Source organism: Pseudomonas gingeri (assembly GCF_013385635.1).
In the GTDB taxonomy this organism is placed as follows: Bacteria; Pseudomonadota; Gammaproteobacteria; order Pseudomonadales; family Pseudomonadaceae; genus Aquipseudomonas; species Aquipseudomonas gingeri_A.
On record NZ_JACAPR010000008.1, the window covers coordinates 53,221 to 75,740 of the forward strand.

Below are 22,520 nucleotides of genomic sequence, written 5' to 3' on the forward strand. Positions count from 1 at the left end.
GTCAGCCGCCCGCCGCCGGCGCGAAGACCGTCGACAGATGTGCTTCGCTCTCGCCCAGGCTGACATTGTCGTTCAGCCCCTGGCGCAGGTACTGGACCATCGCCGGTTGCAGGGAGATCGCCGTGTCGGTCTCGCGATCGCCACCCGCCACATAGGCGCCGACGCTGATCAGGTCGCGACTCTGCTGATAGCGTGACCAGAGCTGCTTGAAATACTGCGCACGCTTCATGTGCTCCGCACTGACCACCGCCGGCATCACCCGACTGATGGACGCCTCGATATCGATCGCCGGGTAGTGACCTTCTTCGGCCAGGCGCCGGGACAAGACGATATGCCCGTCGAGCACGCCCCGCGCCGAGTCGGCAATCGGGTCCTGCTGGTCGTCGCCTTCGGACAGTACGGTGTAGAACGCGGTGATCGAACCGCCGCCGGCCTCGGCGTTACCCGCGCGCTCCACCAGTTTTGGCAGCTTGGCGAACACCGAAGGCGGATAACCCTTGGTCGCAGGCGGCTCGCCGATGGCCAGGGCGATTTCCCGCTGGGCCTGGGCGAAACGGGTCAGCGAATCCATCAGCAGCAGGACATTCTTGCCCTTGTCGCGAAAGTACTCGGCGATCCGCGTGCAATACATGGCCGCGCGCAGACGCATCAGCGGTGCATCGTCGGCGGGCGACGCCACCACCACCGAACGCTTGAGCCCTTCCTCGCCGAGGATGTGCTCGATGAACTCCTTCACTTCGCGGCCTCGCTCACCGATCAGCCCGACCACGATGATGTCGGCCTCGGTAAAGCGGGTCATCATGCCCAGCAGCACACTCTTGCCGACGCCAGTACCGGCGAACAGGCCGAGACGCTGACCACGGCCTACCGTCAATAATCCGTTGATACTGCGGATGCCCACGTCCAGCGGCTGGTGGATGGGGTCACGATTGAGCGGGTTGATGGTCGGACCGTCCATCGGCACCCAGTCCTCGGCCTTCATCCCGCCCTTGCCGTCCAGCGCGCGTCCGGCACCGTCCAGCACCCGCCCGAGCATGCTCATACCCATCGGCAGCCGACCGGTGTCGGCCAGCGGCACGACCCTGGCGCCGGGTGCGATACCGGCCACGCTGCCCACCGGCATCAGGAACACCTTGCTGCCGGAGAAGCCCATGACCTCGGCTTCGACCTGCACCGGGTGATAGCTGTCGTCGTTGATCACCAGGCAACGGGCGCCCATGGCGGCCCGCAAGCCTTCGGCTTCGAGGGTCAGGCCGACCATGCGCAGCAGGCGACCTTCGAGAATCGGCTGGCCCGGCAGGTCAATGGCCTCGGCGTAAGTGCCCAGGCGCTTGCCGAAGCTGGTTCGCTCAAGGCGCATCGGACAGGTCCGGAGCACTGCTCGGTGCATGAGGCTCACCCAATTCGACCGTCAGGTCGGGCTGGGCCGGATGCAGGGATTGTTCGTGCAACTGATCGAACAGCTTCGCCAGCGCCTGCTCGATGCGGGTTTCGACACTGGCGTCGATCCGGCTGTGTTCGGTCTCGACCCGGCAACCGCCGGGCAGCAGGGCCTCGTCCTCGACAATACGCCAGGTCGCCTCGTGGCGCTCGCGCAAGGCCTTGACCTGCTCGAAGTCCTGGGGATTGATGTACAGCCGTACGTTTTCGGCGCCCAGCGGCAGCAGCTTCAGGGTTTCGCGCAGGACATGCTCGATCTGGCTGGAGTCGGTCTTGAGTTCGCGCTGGATGACCTGGCGGGTGATATGCCCGACCAGATTCACCAGGCTTTTTTCGATCTGCTGGTCCTGCTCGGCGATAGGCGCGAACAGGTTGCCCATCAGCGCTTCCAGGTTGACCAGCTTGGCGCTCAGGGCGACTTCAGCCTCCTGGCGAACCCTGATCTGGGTGCTGTGGAAACCTTCGCGTTCACCCACCGCGAAGCCTTCGTTGTAGGCTTCCTGGCGAATGCTTTCGAGCTCTTCGAGGGTCAGCGGCTGGACTTCCTCCAACGGCACTTCCTCCATCTCGGCCGGCGGCTCTTCCACTGGCTCCGGTTCAGGCTCTTCGACATGCGGGTCGAAGCTGGGCAGCGACCACAGGTCGAAGCCGCTCACGTCCCGCGCGCGGATCAGGTCGGTTGGATCAGTCATGGCTGGATCCTTAGATCATCTCTTCGCCGCCCTTGCCACCGAGCACGATTTCTCCGGCTTCGGCCATACGGCGGGCGATGGTGAGGATTTCCTTCTGGGCGGTCTCGACGTCGCTGACGCGCACCGGTCCCTTGGCCTCGAGGTCGTCGCGCAGCAGCTCCGCCGCACGCTTGGACATGTTCTTGAAGATCTTTTCCTTGACGCCCTCATCCGAGCCTTTGAGGGCAAGCACCAGCACATCGGAAGAGACTTCGCGCAACAGCGCCTGGATACCGCGGTCGTCGACGTCGGACAAATTGTTGAAGACGAACATCAGGTCTTCGATCTGGGTCGACAGGTCCTCGTCCACTTCGCGGATCGAGTCCATCAACTGGCCTTCGATCGAGCTGTCGAGGAAGTTCATGATATCGGCAGCACGCTTGATGCCGCCCAGGGTGGTACGGGCCGCATTGGAGTTGCCGGAGAACTGCTTCTCGAGAATCTGGTTGAGTTCCTTGAGCGCCGCCGGTTGTACCGTGTTCAACGAGGAGACGCGCAGGATGATGTCCAGGCGCACCTTGTGGTCGAAGTTGTTCAGTACTTCACCGGCCTGGTCGGGATCCAGATAGGCCACGACGATCGCCTGGATCTGCGGGTGCTCGTAGCGGATGACATCCGCCACGGCGCGCGGCTCCATCCACTTGAGGCTGTCCAGGCCGCTGGTGTTGCCACCGAGCAGGATGCGGTCGATCAGGCCGTTGGCCTTGTCCTCGCCGAGGGCCTGGGTGAGCATCTTGCGCACGTAGTCGTCGGAGCCGACGCCCAGGCTGGTCTGGTCGCCGACGATCTCGACGAACTCGCTCATGACCTGCTCGACCTGCTCGCGATGCACGTTGCGCATCTGCGCCATGGCCACGCCGACCCGCTGGACCTCCTTGGGACCCATATGGCGAAGAACCTGTGCGGCATCGGTGGAACCCAGCGACAGCAGCAAGATCGCGGCTTTATCGACCCGGGTCAGCTTCTGGGTGACGGCAGCGTTATTACTCATCGGCGTTAATCCACTCTTTGACGACCTGTGCCACACGGCCCGGATCTTCGGCTACCAGACTCTTGATGGCGTTCAGTTGAGCGTCATAACCTTCGCTCGGGCTTGGCAGGAGGATGCTTTGCGGACCGCCGAGGCTCACGCGGTCGTTGGCCAGCTCGCCGTCCAGACCGCCCATGCCACCGAGTTCGACATCGCTGCCCAGACCCGCCAGCTGCTTCTTGCCGCCGCCGGTGATGTTGTTGAGCACCGGACGCAGCACACCGAACACCAGCACCAGGATGAACAGCACACCCAGCACTTGCTTGACCACATCCCAGAACCAGGGTTGCGAGTAGAACGGAATGTCGGCGATCACTTCCCCGCGCTCGGCGGAGAACGGCACGTTGACCACACTGACGCTGTCGCCGCGGCTGGCGTCGAAACCGACGGCGTCCTGCACCAGACGGGTGAAGCGCGCCAATTCGTCGGCGCTCCACGGTGCACGGGTGGTTTCGCCGTTGGCGGCGTTGACCTTGACCTGATCGTCGACCACCACCGCCACCGACAGGCGGGTCAGCCGACCCTGCTGCTGCTTGGTGTGGCTGATGGAGCGATCCAGTTCGAAGTTCTTGGTGGATTGTTGACGCTTGTCCGCCGGGTACGGCGCCAGCATCGGCTGGCCGGTGGCCGGGTCCATGATCTGCTGGCCGTTGGCATCGAGCAGCGGTTGGCCGGGTTGCACGGGACCCGACGACGCGGTCGCGCCACCGGTGGTCTGCGGTGCCGAAGCCGGTGCCGGAGGCTGGTTGCTCAATGCCCCGGGCACCCCTTGCGGGCCGTTGCTGGCCGTACGCTGTTCGGTGGTCGACTGCTCGCTGCGCAACGCCGGCTGATCCGGGTTGAACTGTTCGGAGGTCGATTCGACCGCGCTGAAATCCACATCGGCGGACACTTCAGCCTTGTAGCGGTCGTTGCCCAGAATCGGCTGGAGGATATTGTGCACACGCTGGGTCAGCATGCTTTCCATGCGGCGGCTGTAGTCGAACTGCTTGCCGGCCATGGTCAATTCGGAGTTCTGCGCCTGGTCGGAGAGCAGGTTGCCCTTCTGGTCGACCACGGTGATCTGCGACTTGCTCAGTTCGGGAACGCTGGTCGCCACCAGGTTGATGATCGCCACCACCTGGCCCGGCTCCAGGGAGCGCCCGGAATACAGCTCGACCAGTACCGAAGCACTCGGTTTGCGTTCGTCACGGACGAACACCGAACTCTTCGGAATCGCCAGGTGCACGCGCGCGCCCTTGACATTGTTCAGGCTGGAGATGGTCCGTGCCAGTTCGCCTTCAAGACCGCGACGATAACGGGTCGCCTCCATGAACTGGCTGGTACCCAGGCCCTGATCCTTGTCGAGGATCTCGAAACCGATATTGCCATCGGTGGGCGTCACGCCGGCCGCCGCCAGTTTCAGGCGGGCACGGGAGACGTCATCGGCCTTGACCAGCAATGCACCGGAGTTCGGTTCGACGGTATAGGGGATATCCGCAGCCGCCAGGGTTTCCATGACCTGCTTGGCGTCCATACCGGCCAGGCTGCCGTACAGAGGCCGGTAATCAGGCTGCTGGGACCACAACACCACGGCAAAACCAATCGCCACGCTCGCGGCCAGGCCGACCATCAGGCCGACCTGACGCAGCATGGTCATTTCGGAAAGGTTTTCCAGGAAGGACAAACCAAACAGCGGCGGTTTGCCATCTGTCGGCGCGGCCTTGGCCGGTACGTTATCGGCGACTGCTTCAGCCATGACTCAATCTCGTCCTTAAACCGGCATCTGCATGATGTCTTGATACGCCTGGACCAACTTGTTGCGTACCTGGGTCAAGGCCTGGAACGAAACGCTGGCTTTCTGCGAGGAAACCATCACATCGGTCAGGTCCACGCCGCTTTTACCGATCTCGAAGGCGTTCGCCAACTGGCCAGCGGCTTGCTGGGTGTCGTTGACCTTGCCGACGGCCTTGCCGAGCAGATCGGCAAAACTGCTACCGCCCATTTCCGGCGCCGCCACAGCCGACTTCGGCTGGGCCATGGCGTCCATCTGCATGGCCCGCATGTCCAACATCAATCGATTAAATTCAATACCCTGGCTCATGGACTACTCTCTCCGGCGACCTGCAATTTTTTGACACTCGTGCAGCGGTTAATGAGGTGTTAGCAACAAGGGTGCCAGCTCCTACAGGTAAATCGACTCAACTGGCGAATAAATAAGCCTCGACGTCCATGCCGGCATCGCGCATCTGTGCCAGTTTGTAGCGCAGCGTACGCGGGCTGATACCCAGGCGCTCCGCAGCTTCCTTGCGACGCCCGCGCTCGGAGCGCAGGGTATCGATGATCATCTGGAATTCGCGTCGACGCAGGTCATCGCCCAGGGCACCGGCGGATTCGCCAGGCGCCACTTCGTTGGCAACCGCCTCGATCAGCGGAGCACGCATGGCCGGCAAGGGTGCACACCCCAACGGCCCGGCCAGACAGAAGTCCTCCGCCTGGATCAACCCGCTCTGCTGCAAAATCAACGCACGCTGGATCGCATTGTCGAGTTCGCGGACATTGCCCGGCCAGGCATAACCGATCAGGCAAGCCTGGGCCTGGGGCGACAATCTAACGGCGGCATGCTTCATTTTTGCGCTGTGCTTGGCCAGCAGGCGTTCGGCCAGCGGCAGGATATCGGCGGTGCGCTCGCGCAACGGACGCCAGGCCAGCGGAAATACCGACAGTCGATAATAGAGATCTTCGCGGAAGCGCCCCGCCGCCACCTCGCCGGCCAGATCACGGTTGGTGGTGGCAACCACGCGGATATCCAGGGTAATCGGCTTGCGCCCCCCCACCCGCTCGACCTCGCGCTCCTGCAATACCCGCAACAGCTTGGCTTGCAGACCGAGGGGCATTTCGGAAATCTCGTCAAGCAGGATGGTCCCGCCGTCGGCTTGCTCGAACTTGCCCGCCTGGGCGGCGATGGCACCGGTAAACGAACCCTTCTCATGCCCGAACAGGGTCGCCTCGAGCATATTGTCGGGGATCGCGGCACAGTTGATCGCCACGAACGGCTGATCGGCGCGATGGGATTGCTGGTGGATATAGCGCGCCAGCACCTCCTTGCCGGTCCCCGACTCGCCGGAAATCAGCACGGTCGAATCACTGCGGGCCACACGTGCCGCCAGCTCCAGCAATTGCGCACTGGCCGGCTCGGCCGCGATCGGACCCTCGCTCTCCACCGCCCCCAACCGCCCCAGCGCATGACGTGCCACCAGGTCGAGCAACGCCTTGGGTTCGAAGGGCTTGACCAGATAGTCGGCGGCGCCCTGGCGCATGGCCTCCACGGCCCGCTCGACCGCGCCGTGCGCCGTCATCAGCAGCACCGGCAACAGTGGCTGGCGTGCTCGCAGCAGGCCGAGCAACTGGTGCCCGTCCATGCCCGGCATATTCACATCGCTGATCACCAGGCTGAACGACTCCTGCGCCACCGCCTCCAGGGCATCCTCGGCACAGGCGACCGCACGGAACTCATAACCCGCCAGCAGCAAGGTATCCGCCAGCGCTTCACGCAGCGCCCGATCGTCCTCGACCAAAAGAACCTTGATCATCCCAACCATCATTGTGCCTCCATGGCGCCAGGAATCAGCGGCAGGCACAACATGGCGCAGGTGCCACGTCCCAGCCGTGAACGCAGTTGCATGTCGCCCTGGTGCGCCCGGGCAACAGCCTTGACCACGGTCAGGCCGAGGCCGGTCCCCGTGGTCTTGGTGGTAAAGAAGGGTTCACCAAGTCGCGCCAGCACTTCGGGCTCGATCCCGCTGCCGTTATCACTGACACTCAGGCGCAAGGTATTTCCCCGGCTGTACAGGTGCACCTTGAGGCGCACATCGCGACCGCTGGCCTGCATCGCATTTTCAATCAGGTTGAGCAGTGCTCCGACCAGGGTATCGCGATTGCACAGCAACTCACCGTCATGACTGTCGCACTGCCAACGGATCGCCACACCCTGCACATGGGTCTGGGCGGCACTCTGCAAGGCCTGCAACAACACCCTGGGCGCCAGGCGATCAGTCAGCGGCAGCTCGCCGCGGGCAAACACCAGCATGTCGCGGACCTGATGCTCCAGCTCATGCAGGCGCTCTTTCAGGCGCCCGGCGAAACGCTGCTGGGTTTCCACCGGCAAGGCCTGTTCGGTGAGATGACTGGCGTACAGCAGTGCGGCCGACAGCGGGGTGCGGATCTGATGGGCAAGGGAGGCGACCATCCGCCCCAGGGACGACAGCCGCTCATGGCGAGCCAACTGATCCTGGAGGCGACGGGTTTCGGTCAGGTCATTGAGCAGCACCAGTTGCCCCGGCTCGCCTTCCAGCGAACGCGTGGCAATCGACAGGCGCCGCCCGTCCTTGAGAGAGATTTCATGACCGTCATCTTCACGGGGAGCAAAACAGCGGGCAATCACCTGGCGCCACAACTCACCTTCCAGCGGCAAGCCCAACAGCTCGCGGGCAGCGGGATTGGCCTCGCTGACAAAGCCATGGGAGTCGATCACGATAACACCGCCAGGCAACAGATCCAGCAGGTTCTGCAGGCGATTGGCCAAGCGTTCCTTTTCCGCCAGTTCGGTCATGCGCTGGGCACTGACCACGGCCAACTCGCCCTTGAGCTCGGTGACCCGCGCCTCAAGCATGCTGTAGGAATCGGTGAGTTGCGTCGACATCTGGTTGAACAGGTCGAAGGCCTGCTCAAGACCCAGCCGGCTTGCCTGCTCTACGGACGACGGTTGTCCCGGGACTTCGGGGACAGGAGACATCTGGGCGGCTTGGGGCATCGTGCTCTCTCGCTTGACTGACCGTCATTTAAACGGAACGTTGCGAGAGACTTAGCAATACCCGTGCCTAAAAAAAACCGCCCAGTTTTCAGCGGGTTGAAAAACAGGCGTCAATCATCCGCCTGCTCATCGCCTTCACGACGGCTCATGCCGTACTTGCGCATTTTCTCCACCAGGGTGGTCCGGCGGATACGCAGGCGCTCGGCAGCCCGAGCCACGATACCGTTGGCGTCGTCCAGCGCCTGCTGGATCAGCCCCTGTTCCAGGCCGCCAAGGTAGTCCTTGAGGTCCAGGCCCTCGGGCGGCAGCATCGCCGAAGTGCTGAAGTCCGGTGTATGGCCATTGATCGCCACGCGCTCTTCCAGATCGCTGCGCAGGCTGTCGACCATCTGCTCGTCTTCATCGTCGACGTAACGGAATTTCTTCGGCAGCTCGACCACACCGATCACCCCATACGGGTGCATGATCGCCATGCGCTCCACCAGGTTGGCCAGCTCGCGAACGTTGCCCGGCCAGCCATGCCGGCAGAGGGACATGATCGCCGCCGAGTTGAAACGGATCGAACCACGCTTTTCGTGCTCCATGCGCGAGATCAGTTCGTTCATCAGCAACGGGATATCTTCGACCCGCTCGCGCAGCGGCGCCATTTCGATCGGGAAAACGTTCAGGCGGTAGTAGAGGTCTTCACGGAAGCTGCCGACCTCGATCATGCTTTCGAGGTTCTTGTGGGTCGCGGCAATGATGCGCACATCAACGCTCTGGGTCTTGTTGCTGCCCACACGCTCGAAGGTACGTTCCTGCAGCACGCGCAGCAGCTTGACCTGCATCGGCAGCGGCATGTCGCCGATTTCGTCGAGGAACAGGGTACCGCCGTTGGCCAGCTCGAAACGCCCGGCACGACTGGTGATGGCACCGGTGAAGGCGCCCTTCTCGTGGCCGAACAGCTCGCTTTCCAGCAGCTCCGCGGGAATCGCCCCGCAGTTGACCGGAACGAACGGCGCGTCGCGACGCTTGGAGTGATAGTGCAGGTTGCGCGCCACCACTTCCTTGCCGGTGCCCGACTCGCCGAGGATCAGCACGCTGGCGTCGGTATCGGCTACCTGCTGCATCATCTGGCGTACGTGCTGGATGGCACGGCTGGTGCCGACCAGGCTGCGGAACAGGTTCGGCTCGCGCTGACGACCACGCTCGCGGGCCTGGTCATACATCTCGCGATAGACCTGGGCACGGTGCAGGGAGTCGAGCAGCTTGCTGTAGCTGGGCGGCATTTCCAGGCTGGAAAGCACCCGGCGACGCAGGTCTTCGGGAAGGTCGGTGGAAGTATTTTCACCCAAAAGCAGAACCGGAAGGAACTCATCCCAGGTTCCGAGTGTCTTTAACAGGCCCGATAGCCCCGACGGCGCATTGACTGTCCCGATCAGGACACAAAGCACCTCGCGGCTGGAAGTCAAAGAGTCGACCGCCTGTTGCCAGTCAAGACTGCCACAGGACAGATTTTCTTCGCCGAGAAAATTTAAAATCACCGCCAGGTCACGGCGGCGAACGCTATCGTCATCGATCAGCAGAATTTTGGTTTCACGCCACATGCAATAGCAACTTCCCTAGTCAACTCGATGCCCGGGATGGGTGGGCAAGCTAGACGCCCGAGGTGGGATATCACCTTCAAAGACGACTTGAACCTGAAAAACAGCACTAGTTAAGTCAAAAATTCGTACGCAGTCAAATTTATGGCGCAATACGCTTCGATTAACCCTGCGTTAACCGAACAGATGGTAAACCTTTGCCGCGTTCTGTGCTTGCTGGATCTGTTGCATCTCGTCGACTATCGCCTGTCTTTCCGCCATCGCCGTTTCCAGCAACTCACGATAGACGTGCAGCAGCTCTTCCAGGCTGCTGCGCAAGGCGTCTTCATCCAGTGAAGCCTCGTTGAGCACGTCTTCCATGCAGGCACGACAGGCCAGGTCCAACTGGGCAATGCTTCCCCAGTCGCGCTCGGCCAAGGCCCTGACAAGGGCTTCGCGGGTATCCTGGATACGCTGCAGTACGAGGTTCATGAAGATGGACTCCTTAAAACTGTGGACCCGGGGTGCCGATGGCGTCCCAGCCCTCTTTGACCGTGCTGAGCAGGCCTGAGACTTCATCCAGGATCTTCGGATCGGACTTGATATTGGCCTCGGCCAGACGCTTCATCATGTAGGTGTAGAGGCTATCCAGGTCAGCGAGCGCATCCGCCTGTTTCTCCAGATCCAGGCCTTCGCGCAAGCCGCCGACAATGCCGATGGCCTTGCCGATCGCCACGCCTTTGGCGGGAATATCCTTGCGCTCTATGGCGCCCTTGGCCTGTGCGATGCGATCCAGGCCACCCTCCATCAGCATTTGTACCAGGCGGTGAGGACTGGCCTCGGAAGTCTGTGCTTGAGCACCCACCTTCTGATATTGCCGAAGGGCTAGCATCGGGTTCATGTTCTACCTCGTCACAACTCAAGAGTTCGTATACCCAGTGTATCGCCTTTGAGTCAAAAAACTTTAACCCAAAAGGCAAAAACCCGGCGCGCGATAAAGCGTAGCCGGGTTTTTGGCGTCAGCCCGAGAACTAGCTGGACTTCTGCGCGTTCAGGGAACTGAAGAACGAGGTGATACTGTTCGCCGTCGCCTTCATTTGCCCGACCAGCAGGTCCATGGCGTTGTATTTGGCGGTCAAGGTTGTCGTCAGGCTCTTGACCCGCGCGTCCAGTGCCGATTGTTGGCTCAACAGGCTCTTGGCCGTGCTCTGATAGCTGGTGTTGCGCTGATCGAGCATGCCGCCCAGGCGCAGACCGGTGGAAAGCGGTGTACCCAGATACGGGTTCAGCGCATTGCTCATGCGCGACAACAGGCCGTTGGTGGAGTTGGTACCGTTGAACAACTGCTGCACCTGACCGCTCATGCCATTGGTGGACATGGCCTTGTTGAAGGCGGCAGTGTCCAGGGCAAGGTTGCCGGAGTTGCTGGCGTCATTACCCGCCACGGTCAACACTCCAAGCTGCGACAGCACAGCCAGTGGGCCACCCGCGCCCGTAGCCGTGAGCTGACTACGGATATCGGAGATCAGCGAGCGCGGCATGGAGTCGCCGGTGAAGGCTGCCGCTACCGTCAGGTTGCCATCGGCATCCGCGGTCGCCTTGGACAGGCTGTTGATGGTATTCATCAGGGTGTTATAGGAGTCGATGAACGACTGGATCGAAGTCTGCAACCCCGACGTATTGGTCGTCACAGCCACGTTCGAGGTTCCGGGAGGCGTGCCGGCGTCAGCCGAAACCAGATTCATCGTAACGCCGCTGATCGCCCCGGTAACCGTATTGCTCTTGCTGGAAACAGCCAGGCCGTCGACCGTCAGATTGGCATTCTTGGCAATCCCGGTGACAGCCCCTGAACTCGAGGCAGAAGGGTTCGCCCCCATCTCTTGGGTACCATCGATTTCCAACCCGGCGATACCACTGACCGTCAGATCGGAACCCGCGCCCGTCTTGTTCGAGCTGATGACCAGACGCGCCGAACCCGAGCTGTCGGTCACGATGTTGGCCGATATACCGTTGGCGCCCTGGGCCGAGTTGATTGCATCCCGGGTGCTCTGCAACGTGGCATTGGCCGGAATCGGGACATTGTAATCAGTGCCATTTTGACTGATTTTCAGGGTACCACTCGGAATGGCACTGGACGCACCGCCGGCAAAAGAAGCACTGGCTACTTTCGAACTGGTGGCCAGGTTCTTGACGACAACCGTGTAGCTGCCCGCGACCGCCGTATTGTCGGAAGTGACCGTCATCACCGACGAAGCACTCGATGTCGCGGCATAACCCGCGAATGCCGGGGTCGTCGCGCTGCTCAGCGTGGTCAGCGTCGCCTGAAACGCAGCCAGCGCACTCTTCAGAGAAGCGATGCCGGAAATCTTCAGCGTGTTGGTTTTCGTCGCGCTATCGATCTGCGTCTGCTTGGCCGATTTGTCGGCGTTCACCAGCGCAGTCACGATGGAACCGATGTCCAGGCCGGAGCCTAAGCCCGTGCCCGGTAGAATTGGACTTGCCATTTGCCTCTCCCTTCAGATTGCTGCCGGTCTTTTGACCTTTACCAGCGCCCCAAGAACCCACAAACACTATTCATGCCAGCTATCAGACTTTGGCGTCGAACAACACGTGACTGGCATTGCTGAGGCTATCTGCCAGTTTGAGCGCTTCCGCGGAGGGGATCTGTCGCACCACTTCGCCCGTTTCGCTGGCGATCACCTTGACGATGACCTTTCCGGAATGCTCGTCTATGGAGAACTCCAGGTTGCGTTTGATCGACTGTACGAATTTCTCGATCTCCTGCACCGCCAACTTCAGCTTGTCGTCATCCGAGCCCTGGCTTTTATCCGCCGCCGGATCAGCAACACTGGCGACTTGAGGAGCGGCCTGAGGCGCCTCTGGCGGTTTATCGGTCACAGTGGTCGCTGGCTTGGGAGCCGGATAAGACAAGTTAAGCTTCACGCTCATGTCCATGTCCATCACCTCCTAACGTAAAAAAGCGAGAGAGCGCGACCAGCACACTCCCCCGCCGAAACTCATTCCGAAATTACTGAAGCAGCTTCAGTACAGCGGAAGGCAGTTGGTTAGCCTGGGCCAGAACAGAGGTGGAAGCCTGTTGCAGGGTCTGCTGCTTGGTCAGGTTAGCAGTTTCTGCGGCGAAGTCGGTGTCTTGTACGCGACCTTGTGCAGCAGTGGTGTTTTCGTTGATGTTCTGCAAGTTCTGGATGGTGCTGGTCAGACGGTTCTGCGAAGCACCGAGGCTGGCACGGGTAGCACCGATGGCAGCGATTGCAGCGTCGATCGCGGTGATCGCGTTGTCGATGTTCGAAGCGGCGGCGGCGGAGGTCGCACCGGTCAGAACTACAGTACCGCTACCTACCGACAGGCTGGCGGCGTCGAACTTGGAGCTCAGTACCAGGTCGATGTGGTTGGCCGAACCGGTGTTGGCGCCGACTTGCAGGGTCACAGTACCAGCCGAGCCGTCCAGCAGGTTCTTGCCGTTCAGGTTGGTGGCAGCCGAGATACGAGTCAATTCGTCAGACATCTGAGCGAATTCAGCGTTGGTAGCGGTCTGGTCAGCAGTACCGTTGGTACCGTTACGTGCTTTAACAGCCAGTTCACGCATACGCTGCAGGATGTCGGTCGAAGCTTGCAGAGCGCCTTCAGCGGTCTGGGCTACGGAGATACCGTCGTTGGCGTTCTGGATGGCCTGGGTGTTACCGCGGATCTGGGCACCCATACGGTTGGAGATCTGCAGGCCGGCGGCGTCGTCTTTGGCGCTGTTGATTTTCAGGCCGGAAGACAGGCGCTGCATGGAGGTAGACAGGGCATCGGAAGCGCGGTTCAGGTTCTTCTGAACGTTCAACGACGTGGTGTTGGTGTTTACTGTTAAAGCCATGACGAAATCCTCGTTGGTTGGGTACTGCGGCTTCCGGCCCTGGCAACCGCCGGGTGTGGCCTAGAGAACCTTCGTAATAGTTATCGTCGGGATAGCAGGTTGCTTGAGGGCTTTTTTCAAAAATTTTGCCATCAACCTGCCACCCCTCGAAAAACAAGGGCTTAGCGCACACCCACGAGGGAAAAATGGCGCCAGAGAATTGCCCGCAAACCGATTTTTTCCACCAGGACCTCAACGACTCGCCTGGACCGCCCCCAGCAGTTCCACCATTTCGTATTGCAGGGTATCCGCCAGCCCCAACCAGTCCTGACGTTCCTGGCAGCCGAGCATCAGCAACAATAATTGTGTCCATACCTGCTGGTGCTCGGACGATGCGTCGAGCAACAACGCCTGGACGCCATCGAACAACTCGACCATCAACAGTGCCGCTTCGACATCGCGCCCGAAGCGGAACAATGCCGAACAACGCCCGGCTTCATGGATGCTGTACTCGAAGGATTTCATTGGACGAACTCCTGGTCGAAGCCGGTACCGATGATCCGCGCGCCCGCACGACTGCTGTTGAGGAAGCTGACCTGCGGATGCCTGGCGATATAACGCTCCAGCTCACAGAGGTAACGGCGGAAATTCAACTGTGTCCTGACCCGCTGGCCATTGCCGTCCTGTACCCAGTAACGGGCCTCGTCGACGCCCGGGCCGAGTTCGCCATCCTTCCAGCCGGCATGGGTCCTGTTCATGGGAAAGGCGAAGTCGGCGCCAAACAGCGTCACGGTCGCGGCACCCATCTTCACCGCCAGGTCCACGGCCGGGTGCAGGACACTGCCACCGACATACAGCACGCCCCGCCCGACCTGCTGGCGAACCGTCTCATAGACAGGGCTGAGGGAATAAGCCCCATAACGCGGCCCCTTCCAGGCTTCCAGCACCTGAGGATCGCTCATCGGCATATAGACCAGCGGAATAGCCGCGGACGCCTCCGGCGGCAGATGCCGGAAGCCGATGCGCTTATCCACACTTACCACGAAGTCAGGCCGGATACCTTGCTCGCACAACGGCCGGTAGGCGGTATCGACGCTGATGAACAATGGTCGCTGCACCTGCTCACGTACAGCCCGCAACTTGTCGAACTGCTGCTCCAGGCTCGGCCCCGTACCGATCACATAGATGTGCTGCCCCGGCCGCGTCGCAAACAATTGTGCGACATCGCGATCAGCGGCAAAAATCTCATGAGTGTCCTGCAAGCGCTGGAGGATATCCGGGGATTGCGGGTCGAACTCACGATTGTTGAAACTCAGGTGCACCTCGCCGACCAGGCGATCGCGCATCCTGGCGTTGAAATCGTCGGCCAGCACCAGTTCCGCCGGCAGGGCAAAAAACGGAAAGAGGATTTCCGCGTGATCGGCGGCATAACTCAACTCGACCCGTGGATCGGCAAGCCACTGGCCCTGCTCCAACAACCCGAGCACCTGCTTGAACAGCGCGCCATTGAGAATATGCACAGCGAGACGCTGCAAACCCGGCGCCTCCAGCAAGACCTGCTGCAAGTCGCCCAGCCCGGTACCATAGACATGCAGCTGCGCGCTGCCAGGCGGCAGGCTGGAGGCCTGCAGGCGCGCCTCGGCCAACCGGTCATGGCGGCTGGTCAGTTGCACACCGCCGACACTCAGCGTCGAACCCTGCCCTTCGACCAGCTCCAGCGCCAGACTATCGCCATCCTCGGCCAGCAGACGGGGCAGCAACCCCGGCCAGCGCGCCTCGATGATCCGTGCATTCAGCTCAAAGCTATCGCTCATGTCGCCTCGCTCAATATCCGCGCAAAAAAAATAGCGCTCAAGGTTAACGTACCCGGAGCGCTACTTTGCAACCTTGTGGAATCAAGGTCGATGAATGATCGCCGAGCCCCACGACAGGCCAACGCCGAAACCACTGAGGGCGACGCGCTTCCAGGTGGAATCCAGGACATGCTTCTCCAGCAGCAACGGAATGCTCGAAGACACGGTATTACCGGTCTCGACCATGTCCTTGATGAACTTCTCCGGCTCGCCCTCGAAACGACGCGCCACGGCATCGACAATCGCCGCGCTACCCTGGTGGATGCAGAACGCATCGATATCCGCCGTCTGCAGACCGGACTCATCAAGCAGCTCATGCAGATGCGCCGGGACTTTCAGCAGGGCAAAGTTGAACACCTGGCGGCCGTTCATGAAGAACACCCCGTCGCTGACCTTCAGGTGCGGCGCGCCGGCACCGTCGGTACCGAACTTGGCCTTGCCCAACTGCCAGGGAGCGTCTTCGCCCATCCAGGTCGCGGTCGCGGCATCACCGAACAGCATGGTGGTATTGCGATCTTCGGGATCGACGATCTTCGAATACGGGTCGGCGGTCACCAGCAGGCCGTTCTTCAGGCCGGCGGCCTCCATGAAGCCTTTCATGGCATAGATGCCATAGACATAACCGGAACAGCCCAGGGAAATATCGAACGCCGCCACGGTGGTCGGCAGGCCGAGCTTGTCCTGGACAATGGCCGCGGTATGCGGCAGGCCTTCCTCGTCACCGTTCTGGGTGACGACGATCAGCGCATCGATGCTCTCGCGCTTGAGTTCGGGGTTGTTGGCGAACAAGGCGTTCACGGCTTCGACACACAGGTCCGAGGTTTCCTGCCCGGCGTCTTTGCGCGGCAGGAAGGCTGAACCGATCTTGCCCAGGATGAATTCTTCATCCTTGGCGAATTTGGCACCCTGGGCGTAGTTATCCACGCCGGCTGTCGGCACGTAACTGGCAATGCTTTTTATGCCAATCATTATGGCTTCCCAATAATAAACAGCTGAATATCACCGCTCGCAGGAATCGAGGGGCGCCGATCAACAGGGATTTGCCGCCCCTCCAAAATGGAGCGGAAACGGCGCAATCAAGGGGCAATCACCGACCGAAAAGGCTCAGGCGCCCGCATCCCCGGCAAATACAATACAGTGAAGATGCGCGTTATGACTCATAGGTCACGCTTATTTTGCCCGAATGCGTGCGCGAGGGGTTATTCGATCAACGACCAGTCCAGCGGCGTACCGCGTTTCAGGGACGTGCGGGCCTTGCGCCCGAGCACACCATCGACGTGTTTCGGCGCCAACCCCAGCCCGGGGCGGATGGCCCGTACGTTTTGCGAAGTAAAACACTCACCTTCGCGCATGTCCTGCACGACATAGAGCGAACGCCGGTAGACCAGTGATTTGCGCTCCGCCTCGGTCGCGCCATAACGCACCTGCCCCAGCGCCTGCCAGGCCCGTTCGGTTTCCACCACCAGGCTGGCCAGCTCCGCCGGCTCCAGGGAAAAACTGGCGTCCACGCCACCGGCGGCGCGATCCAGGGTGAAGTGTTTTTCCACCACGGTCGCGCCCAGGGCCACCGCCGCTACCGAGACGCCCACGCCCATGGAATGGTCGGACAGCCCGACCTGACAGCCGAACAGTTCCCGCAGGTGGGGAATCGTGCGGATATGACTGTTGAGCGGTGAAGCCGGATAGGTACTGGTGCACTTGAGCAGCACCAGGTCCCGGCAACCGGCCGCGCGAGCCGTGCGCACCGTTTCATCCAGCTCGGCGACACTGGCCATGCCGGTGGAAATGATCAGCGGCTTGCCCGTCGCCGCCACCCGACGGATCAACGGCAGGTCGGTGTTTTCGAAACTGGCGATCTTGTAGGCCGGCACATCGAGGCTTTCCAGGAAATCCACGGCGCTTTCATCGAACGGCGTCGAGAACGCCAGCATGCCCAGTGCCTTCGCCCGGGCAAAGATCGGCGCATGCCATTCCCAAGGCGTGTGGGCCTTTTCGTAGAGGGCATAGAGCGAGGATCCGGCCCACAGGCTGGCGGGGTCCTTGATAAAGAACTCGCCTTCCGCCAGGTCCAGAGTCATGGTATCGGCGGTGTAGGTCTGCAGCTTCAGGGCATGGGCACCGGCCCTGGCCGCCGCCTCGACGATCCGCAGGGCGACTTCCAGCGACTGGTTATGGTTGCCGCTCATCTCGGCAATGATGAATGGCGGCGCATCCGGGCCAATGGTTCGTTGGCCGATCTTGAAACTAGTCATGAACCTGATCCTTCACTACACGCTCGAAACGGCTGACCGACTGGATATAGCCGCCATGACGAAACAATTCGATCGAAGCCGGATTATCCGGCAGCACCTGCGCCTCAATCACCGTCACTTGCGGCCAGTGTGCACACATAAATTCGTCGCCACGGGCCAGCAGCGCCCTGCCCCAGCCAAGCCCCGCACGACCGTCGAACAGGTACAGCGATACCTCGGCACGGCTGGCCCCGAGGTCATAGCGCACCACCCCCACCGGACCATCCGCTGCCTCGGCGATCAACAGCAGTCGTCCCGGATCGCACAGGCTCGCCGTCAGCCATGCCTGATGCCCTTCCCAATCGATCGGGCGGGAATTCAAGGATGCCCGCCGCACCGCTTCGCGATTGCGACCGTCAAACAACAGGCGTGTATCCTCCAGCCTCACCGGCCGCAACTTCAGGCTTGATCCGGCCAGCGCCACGGCGAACCGCCGCGTGCCCAGGCCATCGACCAGGGATCGCGAGCGCTCGGCCAAGCTTTGTCGCAGGCCGATGTTGCCCAGCACAAAACCCACCGCCTGTTTCAGGTCGTCGACACTCACCGCCTGGCTGGTGCCGAGATAGATATGGCAGCCTGCCGCGGCCAGCCGCTCGGCGTTGGCCTGCTGGTTGTCCGCCACGGCAATGCACAGGGTCGGCAGCCCCAGGGCGGCGCGCTCCCAACTGGTACCGCCGCCGGCCCCGATAAACAGATCGGCCCGGGCCATCAGTGCGGCAAAATCCTCAACGAACGTCTGCACCCGCCAGAGCGGACGATCCGCCGCCATGGCCTGCAACTGCGCCAGCTTCGGATTGGCGGTACCGGCGACAAAGTCCACCTGCAGATCGTCGAAGTCGGCCAGCGCGCGCATGGCCTTCCAGGTTTCGCCGACGCCGTCGAGCCCACCGAAATTCACCAACACCCGCGTTGCCTGACTTCTGATGGGCACGGGAGCACGTCGGAAGTCGTCACGGATCAACGCATATCGCGGCCCCAGCAATTGACGGCAGGGGTGCAGAGCGCGCTGTGCAAACTCGGGATCGCCGGCCGTGAAGTTCTGGTCGAAGAGAATATCCACCGCATGCCGGCGGTTGTTCAGGTCATCGATGGCCGCGATCTGGCGAGTCCAGCGGCGCGCGGCTGCCTGCCAATGATGATCGAGTCCGTAATGGTCGACCACGATCCAGTCAAAACCGCGATCGCCCGCCAGGCAGGCCTCCAGGGCAGCAATATCGGCCTGCCAGGGCAACAGGGCCTCGATGCCGAGAGCCGGCTCCTCACCCGGATACCGGTCTGGCAGCACCAGCGCGGCAAAGCCCTCCTGCGCCAGACGGACGAACGCGTTGCCGGGCAGTTCCCGGCAGGCAAAAACCACTTCAGATCCCATATCACGCAGCACCCGGGCCAGGCTCAGGCAGCGCGCGACATGCCCGCTACCGATGACCGCCGAGGCGTCGGCACGTACCAGCACTCTCACGACTCCAGCTCTCCAGCCGCCTGCAGCGCCGTATACAGGTATTCCGCCCGACGCCAGTCCTCGGGGGTATCGATATCCTGGACCAGATGACGCGGCAACCGCACCGGCAGGCTCTGCTCGGAAAACAGCACATCGCCGCGCAACCAGGCAGCGCTGCGCCCCCAGTAGAACTGCCCGGCATCCTGAAAGGCCGGCGGCAGGTCCTGGGAGCGGGTCTGCCGATGCTCGGGGTAAAGCGCCGTCAGTGCTCCCTCCGCGGTCAGGGTCAGGGCCCGCTGGATCGGAAAGCCGAACTCACACACCGAAAACGCGAAGGACTTTTGCGCCTGCTGCTCCAGCAACGCCAGGCCCTGGCGCAGGAAGCGGCTTTGCAGGAGCGGCGCCGTGGCATAGAGGCAACAGGCGTAATCGAAGACCTCGCCCTGTTGCTCCAGCGCCTTGATGGCATGCACGATCACCGCCGCCGTGCCGGTGAAATCATCAGCTAGCGTCGCCGGTCGCACGAAGGGTACCGATGCCCCGTGCGCGCGGGCCAGGGCGGCGATTTCCGGATCGTCGGTACTGACCATGACCCGATCGAACAGGCCGCAGGCCAAGGCGAGCCGAATCGAACGCGCGATCATCGGCTCGCCATGGAACAGCTTGAGATTCTTGCGCGGGATGCGCTTGCTGCCACCGCGCGCGGGAATGATTGCAATCGCGCTCAAGGGCGTTTTTCCAGCAGAAACCAGTTCACATCGTCAATCGGGAACTGCGGGTCACGGTGATAACCGAAGCCGTAGTCCAGCAACTGCAAGTCACTGTAGCGGTCGAGCATTTCCCCGGCGAAATCGCGCTTGAACAGCTTGCCGCTGTTGCCGCGATAAGGCACCTCGACCGGTACCGGATTGTAGTACTCGGCAATCAGGATATAGCGCCCGCTCAGCGCATACAGTTGCTCATAGGCGGCGGCCAGCAACTCGGGGGCCAGGTGGATCAGCACGCCCTTGCTCAGGGTCAGGTCGAAGGTACGTTCACGCGGGTAGTCGAACAGCGACCCCTGCCAGATATCGGCGACACCCAGGCCACGCGCCTGCTCGCACGCCTTGGCATTGATCTCGACGCCTTGCAGGGCACAATCGGGCAAGAGCCGGTGCAAGGCCTGCAGGTTGTTCCCGGTGTTGGTACCCAGCTCCAGCAGCGTGCCGAGCCGCGAGGTTCGCGCCAGGGCCTTGGCGAACAATGCCAGATTGGCGGCAACCAGCGCCTGTCCCTGGTTACGGCCCACGTACTCATCGCCGAACTCGCCACGCCAGAAATGCTCTTGTTCGCTCAGTTCACGCATGGTGTTCTCTCAATGCCCAGAATCCGTCGTAATTGATCAACAACATAATCTTGCTGCTCGTCACTCAGGCCCGGATACATCGGCAGGCTGATCGCCTCGGCGTAGTATCGCTCCGCCTCGGGAAAATCCCCCTCGGCAAACCCCAGTTCACGGTAATACGGTTGCAGATGAACGGGAATATAGTGCAAGTTCACCCCGATACCCGCCGCCCGCAACGCCTCGAATACTTGCCGGTGGCCGGGTCCGACCAGCCCCGGCTGCAGCCGTATGACATAGAGGTGCCAGGCTGATTCCGCCTCGACCTGGATTCCCGGCAAGGTCACGGGCAAGTCCGCCAACAGACGCTCATAGCGGCTCGCCAGCAGCCGGCGCCGGGCGATGAACGGCTCCAGTTTGTCCAGTTGGGACAACCCGAGCGCCGCCTGTATATCGGTGATCCGGTAATTGAATCCCATTTCGATCTGCTGATAGTACCAAGGCCCATGAGCAGGTTCGGTCATCTGCTCCGGATCACGGGTCATACCATGGCTACGCAACCGTCGCAGGTGTTCCGCAAGATCCCCGCGATTGGTCAGCACCATGCCGCCCTCGGCAGTGGTAATGATCTTGACGGGATGAAAACTGAACACTGTCATGTCCGCAAAACGACCGCAGCCCACCGGACTCCCGGCATAAGATGCCCCGACTGCATGGGAGGCATCTTCGATCAGCGTGAAACCATACTCGCGGGCCAGTTGCGCGATAGCCCGCATATCGCAACTTTGTCCGGAGAAGGCAACCGCTACCACGACCTTGGGCAGGGTTCCCTTCTGCTCGGCCGTCACCAGCTTGCGCGCCAGCTTTCCAGCATCAAGGTTCCAGGTCAGCGGATCAATATCCACGAAGTCGACCTGCGCACCACAGTAACGCCCGCAGTTGGCCGATGCCAGGAAGGTATTGGGCGTGGTCCAGAGCCAATCCCCCGGCCCGAGCCCGGCTGCCAGGCAAGCGATATGCAGGGCAGCGGTTGCATTGCATACGGCAACGGCGTGCGTTGCCTGGCATCGGGAAGCCAGGGCCGACTCGAAACGCTCGATGGTCGGGCCCTGCGTCAGCCAGTCCGATTGCAGCACGGCAACGACCGCATCGATATCAGCCTGATCGAGACTCTGCCGCCCATAGGGAATCATGCAGACAATCCGTCGTGCAGCCTGGCGATCTCATCTACCGACAAGAATTGCGGATTGGTGTCGGAACGATATTCGAAATCTTCGTCCACCGGTCTACCACGCTCACCTACACCGTCCAGGGCGAAATCGACATCGACCTGAGTGAAGCGAATCGACGGCTGGATGGTGTAATGGTCTGCGAACTCCAGCGTCATCCGCGCATCATCCAGCGGTACCATCAACTCATGCAGCTTTTCGCCAGGACGAATACCAACGTTCTTGTGCGGCAAATGCCCGGCCATGCCCGATGCCAGATCGACAATACGGATAGACGGAATCTTCGGCACAAAAACTTCGCCGCCATGCATGCGCGCAAAACTGTCGAGAACGAACTGCACCCCATGATCGAGGGTGATCCAGAAGCGCGTCATGCGTTCGTCGGTAATCGGCAGCTCGCCGGCGCCCTCCCGGATCAGCTTGTCGAAGAACGGTACCACCGAGCCACGCGAACCTGCCACGTTACCGTAACGCACCACAGCAAAACGGGTTTGCTGATCACCGGCGATGTTGTTCGCGGCCACGAACAGCTTGTCCGACAGCAACTTGGTCGCACCGTAGAGATTGATCGGGCTGGCGGCCTTGTCCGTGGACAACGCCACCACCTTCTTCACACCGTTATCAATCGCCGCGGCAATGATGTTTTCAGCACCATTGACATTGGTACGGATACATTCCGTCGGGTTGTATTCGGCTGCCGGAACCTGCTTCAAGGCGGCGGCATGCACGACGAAATCGATGCCACGCATGGCCTGGCGCAACCGCTCGGCATCGCGCACATCCCCCAGGAAATAACGCATGCAGGGCGCATTGAAGGTCTGCTGCATCTCGTACTGCTTGAGCTCGTCCCGCGAGAACACCACCACCCGCTTGGGTTGATACCGCTCCAGCAGGCGACGGATGAAGTTGCGCCCGAACGAACCGGTGCCGCCGGAGATAAAAATCGATTTGCCGTTGAACATGTCGTGTCCTTT

The 22,520-nt window shown here is 61.5% G+C and carries 22 protein-coding genes; all 22 read right to left on the reverse strand.

Going from position 1 to position 22,520, the window contains the following annotated elements; genetic code table 11:
* Window position 1: 1 nt before the first annotated feature.
* Entirely contained in the window at window positions 2-1,360 is a 1,359-nt protein-coding gene (gene fliI, locus HX851_RS36540; protein WP_177060397.1) for a flagellar protein export ATPase FliI, read from the reverse strand.
* Window positions 1,350-2,132, reverse strand: coding sequence for a flagellar assembly protein FliH (fliH, locus tag HX851_RS36545; protein WP_177060395.1), 783 nt, complete (start codon window positions 2,130-2,132; stop codon window positions 1,350-1,352). The genes fliI and fliH overlap by 11 nt, the downstream gene beginning before the upstream one ends.
* Window positions 2,133-2,142: 10 nt before the next feature.
* Window positions 2,143-3,162 (reverse strand): flagellar motor switch protein FliG, encoded by a 1,020-nt coding sequence (gene fliG / locus HX851_RS36550; protein ID WP_017124426.1) that lies wholly within the window; start codon window positions 3,160-3,162, stop codon window positions 2,143-2,145.
* The gene (gene fliF, locus HX851_RS36555) at window positions 3,155-4,939 is read right to left on the reverse strand and encodes a flagellar basal-body MS-ring/collar protein FliF (RefSeq protein WP_177060393.1); all 1,785 of its coding nucleotides are present in this window, start codon (window positions 4,937-4,939) and stop codon (window positions 3,155-3,157) included. Before fliF ends, fliG begins: the two co-directional genes overlap by 8 nt.
* 15 nt (window positions 4,940-4,954) lie before the next feature.
* Complete coding sequence (fliE, locus tag HX851_RS36560; protein ID WP_177060391.1) at window positions 4,955-5,284, reverse strand: flagellar hook-basal body complex protein FliE; 330 nt, start codon at window positions 5,282-5,284, stop codon at window positions 4,955-4,957.
* Between the two features lie 97 nt (window positions 5,285-5,381).
* Complete coding sequence (gene fleR, locus HX851_RS36565; RefSeq protein WP_177064833.1) at window positions 5,382-6,773, reverse strand: sigma-54-dependent response regulator transcription factor FleR; 1,392 nt, start codon at window positions 6,771-6,773, stop codon at window positions 5,382-5,384.
* 8 nt (window positions 6,774-6,781) lie between these two features.
* Entirely contained in the window at window positions 6,782-7,975 is a 1,194-nt protein-coding gene (locus HX851_RS36570) for a sensor histidine kinase (RefSeq protein WP_177060507.1), read from the reverse strand.
* A gap of 128 nt (window positions 7,976-8,103) precedes the next feature.
* Entirely contained in the window at window positions 8,104-9,579 is a 1,476-nt protein-coding gene (locus HX851_RS36575) for a sigma-54 dependent transcriptional regulator (RefSeq protein WP_177060387.1), read from the reverse strand.
* Window positions 9,580-9,750: 171 nt separating this feature from the next.
* A complete protein-coding gene (gene fliT, locus HX851_RS36580) occupies window positions 9,751-10,047 on the reverse strand; it encodes a flagellar protein FliT (RefSeq protein ID WP_017124431.1) in 297 nt (98 codons plus the stop codon).
* Between the two features lie 13 nt (window positions 10,048-10,060).
* Window positions 10,061-10,456, reverse strand: coding sequence for a flagellar export chaperone FliS (gene fliS / locus HX851_RS36585; RefSeq protein ID WP_177060385.1), 396 nt, complete (start codon window positions 10,454-10,456; stop codon window positions 10,061-10,063).
* Window positions 10,457-10,586: 130 nt separating this feature from the next.
* Entirely contained in the window at window positions 10,587-12,059 is a 1,473-nt protein-coding gene (fliD, locus tag HX851_RS36590) for a flagellar filament capping protein FliD (RefSeq protein ID WP_177060383.1), read from the reverse strand.
* A gap of 82 nt (window positions 12,060-12,141) precedes the next feature.
* Entirely contained in the window at window positions 12,142-12,510 is a 369-nt protein-coding gene (locus HX851_RS36595) for a flagellar protein FlaG (RefSeq protein WP_177060382.1), read from the reverse strand.
* 73 nt (window positions 12,511-12,583) lie between these two features.
* Entirely contained in the window at window positions 12,584-13,435 is an 852-nt protein-coding gene (locus HX851_RS36600) for a flagellin domain-containing protein (protein ID WP_042934627.1), read from the reverse strand.
* A 231-nt stretch (window positions 13,436-13,666) separates the two neighbouring features.
* Window positions 13,667-13,939: a hypothetical protein gene (locus HX851_RS36605; RefSeq protein WP_177060379.1), complete on the reverse strand. Its 273-nt coding sequence runs from the start codon at window positions 13,937-13,939 to the stop codon at window positions 13,667-13,669.
* Window positions 13,936-15,228, reverse strand: coding sequence for a motility associated factor glycosyltransferase family protein (locus HX851_RS36610; protein WP_177064831.1), 1,293 nt, complete (start codon window positions 15,226-15,228; stop codon window positions 13,936-13,938). The genes HX851_RS36605 and HX851_RS36610 overlap by 4 nt, the downstream gene beginning before the upstream one ends.
* A gap of 81 nt (window positions 15,229-15,309) precedes the next feature.
* A complete protein-coding gene (locus tag HX851_RS36615) occupies window positions 15,310-16,236 on the reverse strand; it encodes a ketoacyl-ACP synthase III (protein ID WP_177060375.1) in 927 nt (308 codons plus the stop codon).
* A gap of 230 nt (window positions 16,237-16,466) precedes the next feature.
* Window positions 16,467-17,519, reverse strand: a complete 1,053-nt coding sequence (pseI, locus tag HX851_RS36620) for a pseudaminic acid synthase (protein WP_177060373.1) — start codon at window positions 17,517-17,519, stop codon at window positions 16,467-16,469.
* On the reverse strand, window positions 17,512-19,017 hold the full coding sequence (pseG, locus tag HX851_RS36625; RefSeq protein WP_177064828.1) for a UDP-2,4-diacetamido-2,4,6-trideoxy-beta-L-altropyranose hydrolase: 1,506 nt from the start codon (window positions 19,015-19,017) through the stop codon (window positions 17,512-17,514). Before pseG ends, pseI begins: the two co-directional genes overlap by 8 nt.
* Window positions 19,014-19,724, reverse strand: coding sequence for a pseudaminic acid cytidylyltransferase (pseF, locus tag HX851_RS36630; protein WP_177060369.1), 711 nt, complete (start codon window positions 19,722-19,724; stop codon window positions 19,014-19,016). Before pseF ends, pseG begins: the two co-directional genes overlap by 4 nt.
* Complete coding sequence (locus tag HX851_RS36635) at window positions 19,721-20,341, reverse strand: pseudaminic acid biosynthesis-associated methylase (RefSeq protein WP_177064820.1); 621 nt, start codon at window positions 20,339-20,341, stop codon at window positions 19,721-19,723. The genes pseF and HX851_RS36635 overlap by 4 nt, the downstream gene beginning before the upstream one ends.
* Complete coding sequence (gene pseC / locus HX851_RS36640) at window positions 20,329-21,510, reverse strand: UDP-4-amino-4,6-dideoxy-N-acetyl-beta-L-altrosamine transaminase (RefSeq protein ID WP_177064818.1); 1,182 nt, start codon at window positions 21,508-21,510, stop codon at window positions 20,329-20,331. Before pseC ends, HX851_RS36635 begins: the two co-directional genes overlap by 13 nt.
* Entirely contained in the window at window positions 21,507-22,508 is a 1,002-nt protein-coding gene (pseB, locus tag HX851_RS36645) for a UDP-N-acetylglucosamine 4,6-dehydratase (inverting) (RefSeq protein WP_177064808.1), read from the reverse strand. Before pseB ends, pseC begins: the two co-directional genes overlap by 4 nt.
* Window positions 22,509-22,520 lie beyond the last annotated feature (12 nt).

Coding starts and splice junctions, on each gene's coding strand:
- fliI (WP_177060397.1), bottom strand. CDS start 1,360: ATGCGCCTTGAGCGAACCAGCTTCGGCAAGCGCCTGGGCACTTACGCC.
- fliH (WP_177060395.1), bottom strand. CDS start 2,132: ATGACTGATCCAACCGACCTGATCCGCGCGCGGGACGTGAGCGGCTTC.
- fliG (WP_017124426.1), bottom strand. CDS start 3,162: ATGAGTAATAACGCTGCCGTCACCCAGAAGCTGACCCGGGTCGATAAA.
- fliF (WP_177060393.1), bottom strand. CDS start 4,939: ATGGCTGAAGCAGTCGCCGATAACGTACCGGCCAAGGCCGCGCCGACA.
- fliE (WP_177060391.1), bottom strand. CDS start 5,284: ATGAGCCAGGGTATTGAATTTAATCGATTGATGTTGGACATGCGGGCC.
- fleR (WP_177064833.1), bottom strand. CDS start 6,773: ATGATCAAGGTTCTTTTGGTCGAGGACGATCGGGCGCTGCGTGAAGCG.
- HX851_RS36570 (WP_177060507.1), bottom strand. CDS start 7,975: ATGTCTCCTGTCCCCGAAGTCCCGGGACAACCGTCGTCCGTAGAGCAG.
- HX851_RS36575 (WP_177060387.1), bottom strand. CDS start 9,579: ATGTGGCGTGAAACCAAAATTCTGCTGATCGATGACGATAGCGTTCGC.
- fliT (WP_017124431.1), bottom strand. CDS start 10,047: ATGAACCTCGTACTGCAGCGTATCCAGGATACCCGCGAAGCCCTTGTC.
- fliS (WP_177060385.1), bottom strand. CDS start 10,456: ATGAACCCGATGCTAGCCCTTCGGCAATATCAGAAGGTGGGTGCTCAA.
- fliD (WP_177060383.1), bottom strand. CDS start 12,059: ATGGCAAGTCCAATTCTACCGGGCACGGGCTTAGGCTCCGGCCTGGAC.
- HX851_RS36595 (WP_177060382.1), bottom strand. CDS start 12,510: ATGGACATGAGCGTGAAGCTTAACTTGTCTTATCCGGCTCCCAAGCCA.
- HX851_RS36600 (WP_042934627.1), bottom strand. CDS start 13,435: ATGGCTTTAACAGTAAACACCAACACCACGTCGTTGAACGTTCAGAAG.
- HX851_RS36605 (WP_177060379.1), bottom strand. CDS start 13,939: ATGAAATCCTTCGAGTACAGCATCCATGAAGCCGGGCGTTGTTCGGCA.
- HX851_RS36610 (WP_177064831.1), bottom strand. CDS start 15,228: ATGAGCGATAGCTTTGAGCTGAATGCACGGATCATCGAGGCGCGCTGG.
- HX851_RS36615 (WP_177060375.1), bottom strand. CDS start 16,236: ATGATTGGCATAAAAAGCATTGCCAGTTACGTGCCGACAGCCGGCGTG.
- pseI (WP_177060373.1), bottom strand. CDS start 17,519: ATGACTAGTTTCAAGATCGGCCAACGAACCATTGGCCCGGATGCGCCG.
- HX851_RS36635 (WP_177064820.1), bottom strand. CDS start 20,341: ATGCGTGAACTGAGCGAACAAGAGCATTTCTGGCGTGGCGAGTTCGGC.
- pseC (WP_177064818.1), bottom strand. CDS start 21,510: ATGATTCCCTATGGGCGGCAGAGTCTCGATCAGGCTGATATCGATGCG.
- pseB (WP_177064808.1), bottom strand. CDS start 22,508: ATGTTCAACGGCAAATCGATTTTTATCTCCGGCGGCACCGGTTCGTTC.